Origin of the sequence: Luteimonas granuli, from assembly GCF_007795095.1 — a bacterium.
Lineage (GTDB): Bacteria > Pseudomonadota > Gammaproteobacteria > Xanthomonadales > Xanthomonadaceae > Luteimonas > Luteimonas granuli.
Genome location: NZ_CP042218.1, coordinates 2,046,706 through 2,061,133, shown reverse-complemented (window position 1 = coordinate 2,061,133; position 14,428 = coordinate 2,046,706). Strand labels below are relative to the sequence as shown.

The 14,428-nt window shown below is 70.6% G+C and carries 9 protein-coding genes and 3 pseudogenes; 2 read left to right on the top strand and 10 right to left on the bottom strand.

Features of this window, described 5'->3' with window-relative positions:
* Window positions 1–32 precede the first annotated feature (32 nt).
* The 6 genes and pseudogenes from FPZ22_RS09480 to FPZ22_RS09455 all read right to left on the bottom strand — a co-directional run bounded on the left by FPZ22_RS09480 (window position 33) and on the right by FPZ22_RS09455 (window position 6,014).
* Window positions 33–1,025, bottom strand: coding sequence for an AAA family ATPase (locus FPZ22_RS09480; protein WP_144892443.1), 993 nt, complete (start codon window positions 1,023–1,025; stop codon window positions 33–35).
* Between the two features lie 145 nt (window positions 1,026–1,170).
* Window positions 1,171–3,104 (bottom strand): annotated as a pseudogene (locus FPZ22_RS09475) (type IV pilus secretin PilQ).
* Window positions 3,105–3,118: 14 nt separating this feature from the next.
* Window positions 3,119–3,652 (bottom strand): pilus assembly protein PilP, encoded by a 534-nt coding sequence (locus FPZ22_RS09470; protein WP_144894098.1) that lies wholly within the window; start codon window positions 3,650–3,652, stop codon window positions 3,119–3,121.
* A 7-nt stretch (window positions 3,653–3,659) separates the two neighbouring features.
* Window positions 3,660–4,327, bottom strand: a pseudogene (locus FPZ22_RS09465) (type IV pilus inner membrane component PilO).
* On the bottom strand, window positions 4,324–4,956 hold the full coding sequence (locus tag FPZ22_RS09460; RefSeq protein WP_144892442.1) for a PilN domain-containing protein: 633 nt from the start codon (window positions 4,954–4,956) through the stop codon (window positions 4,324–4,326). Before FPZ22_RS09460 ends, FPZ22_RS09465 begins: the two are co-directional and overlap by 4 nt.
* Complete coding sequence (locus FPZ22_RS09455; RefSeq protein ID WP_144892440.1) at window positions 4,956–6,014, bottom strand: pilus assembly protein PilM; 1,059 nt, start codon at window positions 6,012–6,014, stop codon at window positions 4,956–4,958. The genes FPZ22_RS09460 and FPZ22_RS09455 overlap by 1 nt, the downstream gene beginning before the upstream one ends.
* 241 nt (window positions 6,015–6,255) lie before the next feature.
* Here FPZ22_RS09455 and FPZ22_RS09450 point away from each other — a divergent pair.
* Window positions 6,256–8,740: pseudogene (locus FPZ22_RS09450) on the top strand (penicillin-binding protein 1A).
* A gap of 44 nt (window positions 8,741–8,784) precedes the next feature.
* Entirely contained in the window at window positions 8,785–9,441 is a 657-nt protein-coding gene (locus FPZ22_RS09445) for a hypothetical protein (RefSeq protein WP_144892438.1), read from the top strand.
* A 68-nt stretch (window positions 9,442–9,509) separates the two neighbouring features.
* Here FPZ22_RS09445 and FPZ22_RS09440 read toward each other — a convergent pair whose 3' ends face one another.
* The 4 genes from FPZ22_RS09440 to recG all read right to left on the bottom strand — a co-directional run bounded on the left by FPZ22_RS09440 (window position 9,510) and on the right by recG (window position 14,427).
* The gene (locus tag FPZ22_RS09440; protein ID WP_144894096.1) at window positions 9,510–10,784 is read right to left on the bottom strand and encodes a citrate synthase; all 1,275 of its coding nucleotides are present in this window, start codon (window positions 10,782–10,784) and stop codon (window positions 9,510–9,512) included.
* 258 nt (window positions 10,785–11,042) lie between these two features.
* Entirely contained in the window at window positions 11,043–11,285 is a 243-nt protein-coding gene (locus tag FPZ22_RS09435) for a type B 50S ribosomal protein L31 (protein WP_144892436.1), read from the bottom strand.
* A 64-nt stretch (window positions 11,286–11,349) separates the two neighbouring features.
* The gene (locus FPZ22_RS09430) at window positions 11,350–12,288 is read right to left on the bottom strand and encodes a nucleoside hydrolase (RefSeq protein WP_144892434.1); all 939 of its coding nucleotides are present in this window, start codon (window positions 12,286–12,288) and stop codon (window positions 11,350–11,352) included.
* Window positions 12,289–12,306: 18 nt separating this feature from the next.
* On the bottom strand, window positions 12,307–14,427 hold the full coding sequence (gene recG, locus FPZ22_RS09425; RefSeq protein WP_144892432.1) for an ATP-dependent DNA helicase RecG: 2,121 nt from the start codon (window positions 14,425–14,427) through the stop codon (window positions 12,307–12,309).
* Window position 14,428 lies beyond the last annotated feature (1 nt).

The window sequence follows — 14,428 nt, the reverse complement described above, 5'->3', positions numbered from 1 at the left end:
CCGCGCACGCAGGGCGGCGGCGGGGACGCCGATCACGGCAGCGGCACCTGCGCCAGCAGGGCCTGCACCAGGCGCTCGCCGTCCCAGCCCTCGGCGGTGGCTTCGTAACTGGGCAGCACGCGATGGCGAAGCACGTCCGGGGCGACCGCGCGCACGTCCTCAGGGGTGACGAAGTCGCGGCCCGCCAGCCAGGCATGGGCGCGCGCGCAGCGCTCCAGGGCGATCGACCCGCGCGGGCTGGCGCCCCAGGCGATGCGCCGCGCCAGGGCCGCGTCGTAGCGCCCGGCGTCGCGCGAGGCCAGCACGATCTCGACCAGGTAGCGCTCCACCGCCGGTGCCATGTGCAGGCCCAGCACCGCGGCGCGCGCGGCCATGACGTCGGCCTGGGCGATGCGCCCCGCGGGCACCGACGGCGCCTGCAGCATCGACAGCGCGCGCTCCCGCGCCAGGCGCAGGATCGCAGCCTCGGCCTCGGCCTCGGGATAGCCGATGCGCACGTGCATCAGGAAGCGGTCGAGCTGGGCCTCGGGCAGCGGGAAGGTCCCTTCCTGCTCGATCGGATTCTGCGTCGCCATCACCAGGAACAGCGTTGGCAGCGCATAGGTCTGCCGGCCCACCGTGACCTGACGCTCGCCCATGGCCTCCAGCAGCGCCGATTGCACCTTGGCCGGCGCCCGGTTGACCTCGTCGGCCAGCAGCAGCGAATGGAAGATCGGCCCCGGCAGGAACTCGAAGCGGCCGTCCTGCGGACGCCACACCTCGGTCCCGGTGAGGTCCGCCGGGAGCAGGTCCGGAGTGAACTGCACGCGCGCGAAATCGGCCTCGATGCGTGCGGCCAGGGCGCGGATGGCGCTGGTCTTGGCCAGGCCCGGCGCGCCCTCGACCAGCAGGTGGCCATCGGCCAGCAGGGCGATCAGCAGGCGTTCGACCAGGGCCGCCTGGCCGATGATCTCGCCCGCGAGCGCCTCGCGCAGGTCGCTGAAAAGGCGGTGGAGCCGGGCGCCGTCGTCGCGTGTGGTGTCCATGGAGTGCCGGTCTGCGGCGCAGGCTGCGCCGGGGGCCAGTTTGACCCGATCCGGCGACGATGGTTCAAATCCATGCGCCGCGCGCCGGCTGAAACGACGACGGGGCCTTCCCGGGCCCCGTCGCTTCACGCCTTCCGAAAAGAGGTCAGTGGCTGCGCTGCGCCACGCGGAGCACGCGCGGCGTCACGAAGATCAGCAGCTCGGCCTTGGCCTTTGAGCGGCCCTTGGTGCGGAACAGGTTTCCGAGGATCGGAAGGTCGCCGAGGAAGGGGATCTTCGACATCGAATTGCGGTCGCTGAACTCGTAGACGCCGCCGATCACCACGGTCTGGCCATCCTCGATCAGCACCGCGGTGGTGACCTCGCGCTTGGCCAGGTTGGGGACCGAACCGAAACCGGAGATCTCGGTGAAGTCCTCGATCTCGTCCTTCTTCACCCCGAGCGTCAGGAACACGCGGCCGTCCGCAGTGATGGTCGGCGTGACCTTCAGCTCGAGCAGGGCCTCCTTGAACTGCACGGTCGGCACGTTGTTGCTCTGGCCGCCGGTCACGGTCAGGTAACCGACCTCGCGGCCCTGGCGGATGATCGCCTCGCGCTGGTTGCTGGTCACCACGCGCGGGTTCGACACCACTTCACCGCGCTGCTCCTGCTGCAGCGCCTGCAGTTCGAGATCCCAGTCGATGGTGTTGCCGAGAATGGTGAAGGCGATGGAGCCGGGGTTGAGGTTCCGGATGCTGAAGTCGTTGTTCAGCGCGTTGTCGCCCCATTCGAGCAGGTCCCCGGGCTGGGCGGTGGCGGCAGACGAGATCAGGCCCTGGTTGGCCTCGATCGAACCGGATGTGATCACGCGGTCCTTCACCCCCTCACGCCGAAGCGGGCGCCAAGGTCCCGGGCGAACGATTCGTTGGCGATCACGATGCGCGACTCGATCACCACCTGGTCCACCGGCTTGTCGAGCGTGTCGACGAGGCGCTGGATCTCCCCGACCCGCTGCGGGATGTCGATCACCAGCAGGGTGTTGGTGCGGCGGTCGAAGCTCAGGCTGCCGCGCGAGGACAGGAAGCCGCGGCTCGTGCCCGCCTGTCCGCCGCCGCCGCCCTGGCTGTTCTTGCTCTCGTCGGTCAGCAGCCTGGCGATCTCCTCGGCGCTGCCGTAGGAGATCGGGATGTACTCGGTGACCATTTCCGCGCTCTCTTCCAGCGCGATGCGGGCGTTGGCGATGTCCTGTTCGAACTTGGCGATCTCGGACTGCGGTGCCACCCAGATCACGTTGCCGCTGCGGCGCTTGTCCAGCGACTTGGCCTGCAGGACGATGTCCAGCGCCTGGTCCCAGGGCACGTTGATCAGGCGCAGGGTCACGTTGCCGGCGACGCTGTCGCTGGCGACGATGTTCAGGTCCGACAGCTCGGCGATGAGCTGCAGCACCGTGCGCACCGGGACGTCCTGGAAGTTGAAGGTGACCGGCTTCCCGCGGTAGCTGCGGGTGTCGGCCCGGGCGGTTGCGGCCTGTCCCGTGGCGGCCACGGCGTTGGCCGCGGCCGCGCCGACCGCGCGCGCCGGGGCGGCGGCGCGCGGCACGATCTCCACGATGTAATCGCGGCCGGTCTGGTAGGCCAGAGGCTCGAAGGCACCGTCGGTGCTCAGCACGATCCGTGCGCCCTGCGTGCCCTGGTTGGCGTCGATGCGCTGCACGGGCGTCGCGAAATCCGTGACGTCGAGCGGGCGCTGCAGCGCGGCCGGCAGCGAAGCGTTGCCGACGCTGACGACGATCGTCCCGCCTTCGGTGCGCAGGTCGGGGGCCGCGCCCTCGCCATCGAAACGGAGCACCAGCTTGCCGGCACCGCCGTCGCCGCGCTTGAAGTCGATGTCGGTCACGGCCACCTCGGCCGGGACCTGCTTGGCCGGGTCGACCGCGACCATCGAGGACTGCGCGATGCCCGCCAGGGACAGGCCCGGGGCGGGCTCGGCGCTGACCGGACCGATGGCCGCGACCAGGCCGGCGAGGAGACCGCAGGCGCCTGCCCGGAGCGGAAAGAGCCGCGGAGTGGACGGACGGCGTTGCGCGTTGGTGAAGGTCATCTGGCTTCCCCTGATCAATTGTCTTCGAGCGCGATCGACGCCGGCCGTTCCAGCCAGCCACCCGCGCCGTCGGGCACGAGTTCCACGAGTTCGATGCGATCTTCCTGGACGCTGGTAACGCGGCCGTCGTTCTGGCCCATGTACACGCCGGGGCTGACCCGGTAGGTGACCTTGTCCGGCGCCATCACCAGCGCCGTCAGGTTGCTGCCCGCGCCGAGCGACCCGACCATGTCGAGGCTGTCGAGCGGGAACTGCTCCAGCGTCTGCTTGCGCCGGTTGGAATCGGGACGCGGACCGCTGCCGCCGCCTTCATTGGTGAAGGCGGCGCTGAACGGGTCGCGCATGTTCTGGGCCGCGTATTCGAAGGTTTCGAACTGCTGCATCACCGGCAGCGGATCCAGGGGCGGCGCCGGGCGGGCCTGCACGTTGGCGACCCACTCCTCCAGGTTCGGCGCACCGCCTGGCTCGCTGGTGATCCCGCGGCCGCAGCCGGCAAGCACCACCACGGCCGCCGCAAGGGCCAGGCCGCGGACGGCGTTGGATGTCATGCCCATGTCAGCGGCTCCCCCCGGCGGCGGCCGCCGCCTGCTGCGCGGCGGCCTCGTCCTCGTCCAGATAGCGATACGTCTTCACGGTGCCGGCCAGCTCCAGCGCGGAGTTCGGGCGGATGCCCGCGCGCGGATCCGAGTCGCCGCCGCGGGGGCGCAGCTGGTGTCGTGCATGGTCAGGATCACCACGCGCGGCAGCGAGGCCACGCCGCTGACGAAGGCGCCGAACTGGTGGTAGGTGCCCACCATCCGCAGCGCGATCGGCTTCTCGGCGTAGAACTCCTTCGGCGTCTCGGGGCCCGGCTGGAACAGGTCGTTCTGGATGCCGGTGGCCAGCGCCGTCTGCGAGATGTCGACGATCAGGTCCGGCATCTCGGTGCGGCTGGGCAGCTGGCGCAGCATCTGCTGCAGCTGCTGCTCCATCTGCGCCAGCTGGAGCTTGAGGGGCTCGAGGTTGGCCGCGCGGCCCTGCTTGGTTTCGAACTCGGCTCGCAGGTCGGCCTCGGTGCGCTCCAGGCTTTCGAGCTGGTCACCCTTCTGGCGCGTCAGCACCCACCACAGCAGGCCGAAGATCAGCAGGCCCACGATCACGCAGAACCCGATCTTGTACTCGCGCGGCCACGAGCCGATGTTGTTGAAGTCGAGTTCCTTGAGCGACATCCTGCGCTTGCTCACGGGGCGGCTCCTTCTTCAGCGGCGGGCGCCGCGTCGACCGGCGGCACCGGATCCGGGATGCCGTCGCCATCCTCGTCCTTGGGCGCGTTGGGGTTGGCCAGCTGCACCGCCAGGTTGAAGACATAGGGCAGGCCGGCGACGCCGTCGCGGGCCTCGATGATCGAGAGGTCGGGCTTGGTCATCCAGCCCGAGCCTTCGAGGTTGCGCATGTAGGTGCTGACGCGCGCATTGGACTGGGAGCGTCCCTCGAGGGTCAGCCTCTCCCCGACCTGCTTGATCGAGGTCAGGACCACGCCGTCGGGGATGGTGCGCACCAGGGAGTCGAAAAGATGGACCATCTGCGAGCGGTTGGCCTGCAGCTGCTCGATCACTTCCTTGCGCGCCAGCAGGCGGGCCTTCTGGCGATCGAGCTCCTCGATCTCGGCGATGCGCGCCTCCACCTGCTTGATCTCGCCCTGCAGGAACGCGTTGCGGGCGTTCTGGCCGTCGATCTGGCCGTTGTAGTAGCTGTTGACGAGGAACCAGAGCACGACGCCGGCGAGCGCGGCGGCGGCCAGCATGACGCCGAACTCCTTCTGCCGCTGCTTGCGGCGTTCGGCGCGCCAGGGGAGGAGGTTGATGCGGGCCATCAGTCGAAGCTCCTCAGGGCCAGTCCGCAGGCGATCATCAGTGCCGGGGCATCCTGTGCCAGCGCATGGGCCTGGACGCGCGGGCCGAGCGTCATCTGCGCCAGCGGGTTGGCCACCACGGTCTGAACGCCGAGCTGCTCCTCGACCATCTCGGCGATGCCGGCGATGGAGGCGCAGCCGCCGGCCAGGACCACCTGGTCGACGCGGTTGAACTCGCTGCCCGCGTAGAAGAACTGCAGGAGGCGGCTGATCTGCTGGACCAGCGCCTCCTTGAAGGGCTCGAGCACTTCGATCTCGTAGCTCTCCGGCAGCCCGCCCTGGCGCTTCGCAAGGCCGGCCTCCTCGTAGGACAGGCCGTAGCGGCGCATCACCTCGTCGGTGAGCTGCTTGCCGCCGAACACCTGCTCGCGGGTGTACAGGCTGCGACCGTTGCGCAGGATGCTGAGCGTGGTCATGGTGGCGCCGATGTCGACCAGCGCGACGATGCCGTCGCGGGGGACGCTGAGCGTGTCGGCCAGCAGCGCGAAGGCGTTCTCGATCGCGAAGGCCTCGACGTCCATGACCCTGGCGGTGAGGCCGCCGAGCTCCAGCGCCGAGGCGCGCATCTCGACGCCCTCCGAACGCGAAGCCGCGAGCAGCACCTGCACCATTTCCGGGTTGCCGGGCATCGGCCCGAGCACCTCGAAGTCCAGGTTCACTTCCTCGATCGGGTACGGAATGTAGTTGACCGCCTCGAGCTCGACCTGGGACTCCATCTCCTCCTCGTCGAGGTCGGCCGGCATCGGGATCTGCTTGATGATGACCGCGGAGCCGGCGACCGCGGCGGCGGCATACTTCGCCCTGCTGCCCGACCGCGACATCGCGCGGCGGATCGCCTCGCCCACGGCCTCCACCTCGACGATGCCCTTCTCGACCACCGCATTCGGCGGCAGGGGCTCGACGGCGTAGTGCTCGACCCGGTAGCGGTCGCCCGACCGTGACAGCTGCAGCAGCTTGACCGCGGTCGAACTGATGTCGACCCCGACCAGTGGTGTCTGGCTTTTTGTGATCAGCCCCACGCTATTCTCCCCATGTCACGGGCGCTTACGCGCGCTTCGTGCCCCGTTGCATTAAATAACGGAGTTTTTACCGATTGGCAACAAGCGGCACATGAAACCGTGCCGCATTGCGCGCTTGGTCACGTCCTGACGCGCCGCGTCACCCCGCCCGGAGGGAGCGGACTGGCGCGGGGCCCCACCTCTATATACTGCGCGACTCGCCCAGACCCGCCAAGCCGACCGGTCCAGGACCGACCCCCACATGACTTCTTTCCGCCGCCTGCTCCGCTGGCTGCTGCTGCTCGCCGCGATCGCCCTTGTCCTCGGCCTCCTTGCCGCCGGCACGGCCTATTACATCGTGTCGTCCCGACTGCCGGAGGTCGAGTCCCTGCGTGATCTCGAGCTCCAGGAGCCGATGTACGTGTATGCCCGGGACGGCCGCCTGATGGCCCTGTTCGGCGAGATGCGGCGCTACCCGGTCGAGATCGCGGACGTGCCGGAGCAGGTCCGGCAGGCCTTCCTGGCGATCGAGGACGCGCGCTTCTACGAGCATGGCGGAGTCGACTACAAGGGCGTGGCGCGCGCGGTGTGGCTGATCGCGAAGACCGGCTCGAAGGAGGGCGTCCCCGGCGGCTCGACCATCACCCAGCAGGTCGCGCGCCAGATCTTCCTCAGCCCCGAGGTCAGCTATACCCGCAAGTTCGCCGAAATGCTGCTGGCGATGAAGATGGAGCGCGAGCTCACCAAGGACGAGATCTTCGAGCTCTACCTCAACAAGAGCTTTTTCGGCAACCGCGCCTACGGCATCGCGGCGGCCGCCGAGTTCTACTACGGCAAGCGGCTCGACGAGCTCGACCTCGACGAGGTCGCGTCCCTGGCCGCGATCCCCAAGTTCCCCCTCCAGCGGCAACCCGATCACCAATCCCGAGCGCGCGCGCATCCGCCGCGACTACGTGCTGGAACGGATGGCCGAGCTCGGCTTCATCACCCGCGCGCAGGCGGCGCAGGCGCAGGCGGTGGCGATGCACGCCAGCCCCCACGAGCGGCCGGTGGAGGTCTACGCACCCTACGTCGCGGAGATGGTGCGGCTGGAGATGGTCGCGCGCTACGGCGGGGACGTGCTCACCCGCGGCTACCACGTCACCACGACCATCGACCCGGTCATGCAGGCGGCGGCCGACCAGGCCGTGCGCACCGGACTGACGACCTACGACCACCGCCACGGCTGGTCGAAGGTGGAGCAGACCTTCGAGCTCGGCGAAGGCGAGGATGCCGCCACCGCCGCGGCGCGCCTGCGCGGCATTCCGGCTCAGGCGGGCCTGCTGCCGGCCATCGTGCTGCGCACCGGCGGCGGCACGGCCGACGTGGTGCTGTCCGATGCCACGGTGATCACCCTCGACGCAGCGTCCAGCCGCTGGACCGGCCGCAGCCCGGCCGCCCTGCTCAAGCGCGGCGACCTCACCCGCGTGCGCCGGGTCGAACCCGCGCGCAGGAGCGGTGCGTCACCGCCCGCGGACGCGAAGCCGACCTGGCAGCTCGACCAGCTGCCGCGGGCGCAGGCGACGCTGGTTTCGCTGGAGCACGACACCGGCGCGCTGCGCGCCCTGGTGGGCGGCTTCAGCTTCGCCGGGCAGAAATTCAACCGCGCCACCCAGGCGCGTCGGCAGCCGGGCTCCAGCTTCAAGCCCTTCATCTACGCCGCGGCCTTCGAGCGCGGCTTCAATCCGGCGTCGATCGTCCCCGACGCGCCCGTCGTGTTCCGCATGCGCCGCGGCGAGGACTGGCGACCGCAGAACGACGACGGCAAGTTCATGGGCCCGATGCGCCTGCGCGAAGCCCTGGTCCGCTCCCGCAACCTGGTCTCGGTGCGCCTGCTCGACGCCATCGGGGTGGACTACGCGCGCCGCTACATCAGCCACATGGGCTTCGACGAGTCCGAGCTGCCGCCCAACCTCTCGATCGCGCTGGGCACGCCGTCGCTGGCGCCGCTGGACATCGCGGGCGGCTACAGCGTCTTCTCCAACGGCGGCTTCCGGATCACGCCCTGGTACATCGACGAGGTCCGGGACCGCGACGGCCAGGTGATCTTCAAGGAGAACCCTGCCGTGGCCTGCCGCAGCTGCGGCGCCGGCGGCCGGCCGGGTGCTCCGGCGACCGTCATCGACGGCTTCAACCTCGGCCCGTCGGCACCGGCACCTGCGCCGGCGCAGGTGGCCGAAGCCCGGCCCGGGCCGATGCAGGAACCCGATCCCGACGCGGCGCTCGCGCCGCGCGCGATCGACCCGCGCGTGGCCTACCAGTTGGTGTCGATGATGCGCGACGTGGTCCTGCGCGGCACCGGCGCCCAGGCGCGGGTGCTTGGTCGCGAGGACGTGGGCGGCAAGACCGGCTCCACCAACGACCACCGCGACGCCTGGTTCTCCGGATTCGGCGGCAGCCTGTCGACCGTGGTCTGGGTCGGGCGCGACGACAACCGCTCGCTCGGCAACCGCGAATATGGCGGCCGCTCGGCTCTGCCGATCTGGATCGACTACATGCGGGTGGCGCTGGACGGCATGCCGCTGGCGACCAATGAACCTCCAGAGGGCATGGTGCGGGTCGCCGTCAGCGAGAGCGGGCGCCTGCTTCCCTCCGGCGAGGGCGGCATCGCCGAATGGGTGAAGGTCGAGGACCTGGAGCGCATGGAGTCGACCTTCGACGACTTCGGCGACGAGATGCCGGCCGAAGAGGCCTTCGACATCTTCTGACGCGCATCCGTTAGGCTTGGAGCCTGCAGTCCGGAGGGCTCCGCATGCACCGCGCCCGACAGCACGCCGAGCGACGCACCCGCGAGCGTCGCCACCGCCTCGCCCATGAAGCCGCCCGGCTGATGGCCGAGGGCGGCATCCGCGATTACCACCAGGCCAAGCTCAAGGCCGCCGACCGCCTCGGCATCCACGACGACGCCTCGCTGCCGCGCAACCGCGAGATCGAGGACGCGCTGCGCGAGTACCAGCGGCTGTTCCTGGGCGATACCCAGGCCGACGCACTGCGGGTGCGGCGCGAGGCCGCTCTGCAGTCGCTGACCTTCTTCCAGCGCTTCCAGCCACGCCTGGTCGGCCGGGTACTCGACGGCACCGCGGACGGCAACACTCCGGTCGCACTGCACCTCCATGCCGACGACGCCGACGAGGTCGCACACTTCCTCGCCGACGCCGCGATTCCGGCCGAGCCCCGCTGGCGCCGCGTGCGCCTGGACAGGACGCGCGAATGCGACGTGCCGGTCTGGGTGTTCAGCGCGGACGGCCTTGCCTTCGACCTGACCGTCCTGCCGCTGGACACGCTGCGCCAGGCGCCGCTTTCGGGCATCGACGAACGACCGATGCAGCGCGCCACGCTGGCCCAGGTGCGCGATCTCCTGTCCGGGGAGGACACGGCCGACCGCGAGGGCGGCGGCCCGGGGGTGTAGCCGCCGGAACGGAAAACGCCCCGCGGTCGCGGGGCGTTCGGGTGGTGGATGCCGCGGGCTTCGCGGACTCAGCGGTTTCCCAGCGCGACGTAGTCGCGCGGGGCGGCGCCGGTATAGACCTGACGCGGGCGGCCGATCTTGAATTCCGGGTCCACCTGCTGCTCGAGCCAGTGCGAGACCCAGCCTGCGGTGCGCGCGATCGCGAACATCACCGTGAACATGTCGGTCGGGATCCTCAGCGCCTTGTAGATGATGCCGCTGTAGAAATCGACGTTCGGGTACAGCTTGCGCTGCACGAAGTAGTCGTCCTTCAGCGCCGCCTCCTCCAGACGCATCGCGACCTCGAGCATCGGGTCGTCGATGCCGAGTTCGCCGAGCACCTTGTGGGTCATCTCGCGGATGATCTTCGCGCGCGGGTCGAAGTTCTTGTAGACACGGTGGCCGAAGCCCATCAGGCGGAAGCCCGACGCCTTGTCCTTGGCGCGATCGACGGCGGACTGCACGTTCTTCACGTCGCCGATCTCGGCCAGCATCTTCAGCACCGCCTCGTTGGCGCCGCCGTGGGCGGGCCCCCACAGCGCGGCCACGCCCGAGGCGATGCAGGCATACGGGTTGGCACCGGTGGAGCCGACCAGGCGGACGGTGGAGGTCGACGCGTTCTGCTCGTGGTCGGCGTGCAGGATGAAGAGCAGGTCCATCGCCTTGGCCGCGACCGGCGACAGTTCCAGCGGGCCGCTGGGCAGCTCGAACATCATGTGCAGGAAGCGCTCGACGTAGCCGAGATCGTTGCGCGGGTAGTTGAGCGGCCAGCCCATCGAATAGCGGTAGCAGGCCGCAGCGATGGTCGGCAGCTTGGCGATCAGGCGGATGCCGGCCAGGCGGCGCTGCTCCGGATCGTCGTAGTCGAGGTCGTTGTGGTAGAAGCTCGCCATCGAGCCGAGCATGCCGACCAGCATCGCCATCGGGTGGGCGTCATGGCGGAAGCCCCCGATGAAGCTCTTGAACGCCTCGTGCATCAGCGTGTGGTGGGTGACGTCGTGGTCGAACGCGGCCATCTGCTTCGTATCCGGCAGATCGCCGTTCATCAGCAGATAGGCGACCTCGAGGAAATTCGAGTGCTCGGCCAGCTGTTCGATCGGGTAGCCGCGGTACAGCAGCACGCCTTCGTCGCCGTCGATGTAGGTGATGGCGGATTTGCAGCTGGCGGTGGCGGTGAAGCCGGAGTCGTAGGTGAAGCGCCCCGTCGCCTTCGGCAGCTTCGCGATGTCGATGCACTCGTTGCCGAGGGTGGGCTTGATGACCGGGAGCTCGACGGAAGCGCCGTCGACCTGCAGGGTGGCAATGGTCGGCTCGCTGCCGGCCGTGTTCTGGTTGGCGGACACTCTCGCACTCCTTCGTGGGTCCGCGCCGGCGCGATGCGCGGGCGGGCGGGGATCAGGCGGATCGCGGCTCTGGCGATGCCGCGATTATCGCATAGCGACGTGCGCCACCGTATCCACGGAAGGCCGGCCGCCGCGGGACAGTGCGTCGCCAGGCCGGCGGGTCCCCGGAACGACGACGGCCGCCCGGAGGCGGCCGTCTGGGTGCGACGCGGCAGGCGCCTACTTGGCGTAGCGCTTGCGGAACTTGTCGACGCGGCCGCTGGTGTCCATCAGCTTGTTCTGGCCGGTGTAGAACGGATGCGAGGCCGAGCTGACTTCGATCTTGATCAGCGGGTACTCGTTGCCGTCCTCCCACTTCACGGTCTCCTTGCTGGAGAGCGTGGAACGGGTGAGGATCTTGAAGTCCGAGGTGACGTCCTGGAAGACGACGTCGCGGTACTGGGGATGGATGTCGGCCTTCATGGCGGGCACCGGAATTGAGCGGGGAAAGAGCGGCATTATAGCCGGCGCCTCCGCGCCCCGCAAGTCAGCCGGCCAGCAGGGCGGCCTGCACCAGATCCTCGAGCGTGCGCTGGTCGTAGCGCAGCAGGATCCGCGCGCGGTCGGGCCGGCCCAGCTGGCGCTGCCAGTCCACCAGGGTGGCACCGCGGGCGGGCGAATGCCCCAGCACCACCTCGACGGGACGCTCCGCGGCCTCGACCACGCCATCGGAGCGCAGCGCCATGGCCATGGCCAGCGAGTCCGCGGAGAACCAGCGATCGCCGCGCACGTCGGCCGACCAGCGCCGGGTGTGGCGCGACACCGCCTCGTAGAACGCCGCCACCGGACCCGGCCCAGCCAGCCAGCGCTCGACGTCGGCCTGGAGGTATCCGTGGGCCACGGCCGCCTCCCAGTCGCAGAGGTCGAAACGCGGGAAGGCCCCGAACACGATGTGCGCGGCCTCGGGATCGAAGTACACGTTGAACTCGGCCGAAGGCGTGATGTTGCCGTGGCCGGTGACCGCCCCGCCCATCACCACCAGCCGGGCGACGCGGGACGGCAGAGAGGGGTCCAGGCGCAGCGCCAGGGCGAGATTGGTCAGCGGCCCGAGGGCGACCAGCAGCAGGCGGCCGGCATGACGATGCGAGAGTTCGATGATCGCCTCGGCGGCATGGCGCGCCTGCGCGGCGTGCTTCGCGGCCGGGAGGCCGGCGTCGCCGAAGCCGTCCTCGCCGTGTACGTTGGCGGCATCCGGCGACGGATGCAGCAGCGGCCGGTCGCAGCCTGGGAACACCGGCACATCGCTTCGACCCACCACTTCGCAGAGCTTCAGCGCGTTGCGCACGGTATGCCTCAGCCCCACGTTGCCGGCGGCGATGGTCAGCCCGACCACCTCGTGCCGCGGATCGGCGAAAGCCATCAGCAGGGCCAGTGCGTCGTCGACGCCCGGGTCGGTATCGATCAGCAGGGGGATGCGTCCGTCCATCGCGGCATTATGTCGCCATCAGGCCGACGCGTAGCGGGTGGCGCCCCCGACCCAGCGCGCGACCAGCCGCGCGGCCAGGGCCGGGTCATCGCGCAGCAGCCCCTCGCCGAGCTCGTGCACCAGCGGCAGCATGCCGGCGTCGCGCGCCAGGTCGGCGACGCGGAACGCCGCGAGCCCGGTCTGGCGCGTGCCCAGCAGCTCGCCCGGACCGCGCAGTTCCAGGTCCTTCTCGGCGATCACGAACCCGTCGCTGGTCGCGCGCATCGTCTCCAGCCGCTCGCGCGCCATCCGCGACAGCGGTGGCTGGTAGAGCAGCACGCAGGTGGAGGCCTCGCTGCCCCGCCCCACCCGCCCGCGGAGCTGGTGCAGCTGCGCCAGGCCCAGGCGCTCGGCGTTCTCGATCACCATCAGCGAGGCGTTGGGCACGTCCACGCCGACTTCGATCACCGTGGTCGCCACCAGCAGGTCGACGTCGCCCTGCGTGAAGCCGGCCATGGCGGCCTGCTTCTCCGCCGCCTTCATGCGGCCGTGCACGAGCCCCACGCGCAGCCCGGGCAGCGCGGCGGACAGCGCCTCGAAGGTCGCCTGCGCGGCCTGCGCCACCACCTCGTCGGACTCGTCGATGATCGTGCACACCCAGTAGGCCTGGCGGCCCTCGGCGCAGGCGGCGCGGATACGCTCGATCAGCTCCGGGCGACGCCCCTCGGCCAGGACCACCGTCTGCACCGGCGTGCGCCCCGGCGGCAGCTCATCGATGGCGGAGACGTCGAGGTCGGCGTAGGCGGCCATGGCCAGGGTGCGCGGGATGGGAGTCGCGGTCATCACCAGCTGGTGCGGCACCCGGCCGCCCTCCCCGCCCTTGTCGCGCAGCGCCAGGCGCTGGTGCACGCCGAACCGATGCTGTTCGTCGATGATCGCCAGCGCGAGGTCGTGGAAGGCCACGCCCTGCTGCATCAGCGCATGGGTCCCGACCACCACCCGGGCGCGGCCGTCGGCGACCCGGGCCAGCGCCGCGCTCCGGCCACGGCCGGTGACCTTGCCGGCGAGCCAGGCGAGCTCCACGCCCAGCGGCTCGAGCCAGGCGCGCAGGTTTCCGAGGTGCTGCTCGGCCAGAAGCTCGGTGGGCGCCATCAGCGCCGCCTGCCTGCCTTCCGCGGCCGCCAGCAGCGCCGCCATCGCGGCGACCACGGTCTTGCCGGAGCCGACGTCGCCCTGCACCAGGCGGAGCATCGGCACCGGCCGCGCCAGGTCGGCGCGGACTTCGGCCAGCACGCGCTCCTGCGCGGCCGTGAGCGTGAACGGCAGGCGTTCGCGCAGCCGCGCGGCCAGTCGGTCATCGGCTAGCGGCGCGGCGGCATCCCCCTGCCGGGCCAGCCGCTGGCCGCGCATGCTGAGGTGGTGCGCGAGCAGCTCTTCGAACGCCAGCCTGCGCTGCGCGGGATGGGTGCCGGCAAGCAGGGCGGAGACGTCGGCATCGCGCGGCGGCCGATGCACGGTGAGCAGCGCCTCGCGCAGGCCCGGCAGGCGCTGCGCGCGCAGCAACGGCGCCGGCAACAGTTCGAGCACATCGTCGCCCGGGAGACGATCGAGCGCCTGTGCGATCAGGCGTTTCATCGTGGCCGGGCCGACGCCGTCCACGGTGGGATAGACGGGGTCCAGGCGGTCGCCGAGGCCGGCATCGTCGTCGTCGCCGAGGAGGGTGTAGCTGGGGTGCACGATCTCCAGCCCGCGCTGCCCGGGCCGCGGCGTTCCGTAGGCGCGCACCCGTACGCCCGGCTGGAACTGCGCGGCCTGCGCGGCCCGGAAGTGGAAGAAGCGCAGCACCACGGTGGTGCGCGAATCGTCTCCGAGCGCGACCCGCAGCATCGGCCGGTAGCGGAAACCGCGCTCGACCGCCTCGACCCGGCCCTCGACCTGGGCCGCGACGCCGGGCTGCAGCGCACGCATCGGCGTCAGCGCGGTGCGGTCCTCATAGCCGCGTGGCAGCTGCAGCCAGAGGTCCTGCAGGGTCCCGAGCCCGCGCGCGGCCAGCTTCTCCGCGATCCGCGGACCGACGCCGGCGAGCGTGGAAAGCGGGCTCGCGCCGGCCGGCGCCAGGTCGGGCGCCGGCTGGCCGGTCGGACGCCGCGGCGTCGCCACC

Excerpts from the sequence above, each read along its gene's own strand:
- FPZ22_RS09480 (WP_144892443.1), bottom strand. The coding sequence starts at position 1,025 with ATGGACACCACACGCGACGACGGCGCCCGGCTCCACCGCCTTTTCAGC.
- FPZ22_RS09470 (WP_144894098.1), bottom strand. The coding sequence starts at position 3,652 with ATGACATCCAACGCCGTCCGCGGCCTGGCCCTTGCGGCGGCCGTGGTG.
- FPZ22_RS09460 (WP_144892442.1), bottom strand. The coding sequence starts at position 4,956 with ATGGCCCGCATCAACCTCCTCCCCTGGCGCGCCGAACGCCGCAAGCAG.
- FPZ22_RS09435 (WP_144892436.1), bottom strand. The coding sequence starts at position 11,285 with ATGAAGGCCGACATCCATCCCCAGTACCGCGACGTCGTCTTCCAGGAC.
- FPZ22_RS09445 (WP_144892438.1), top strand. The coding sequence starts at position 8,785 with ATGCACCGCGCCCGACAGCACGCCGAGCGACGCACCCGCGAGCGTCGC.
- FPZ22_RS09430 (WP_144892434.1), bottom strand. The coding sequence starts at position 12,288 with ATGGACGGACGCATCCCCCTGCTGATCGATACCGACCCGGGCGTCGAC.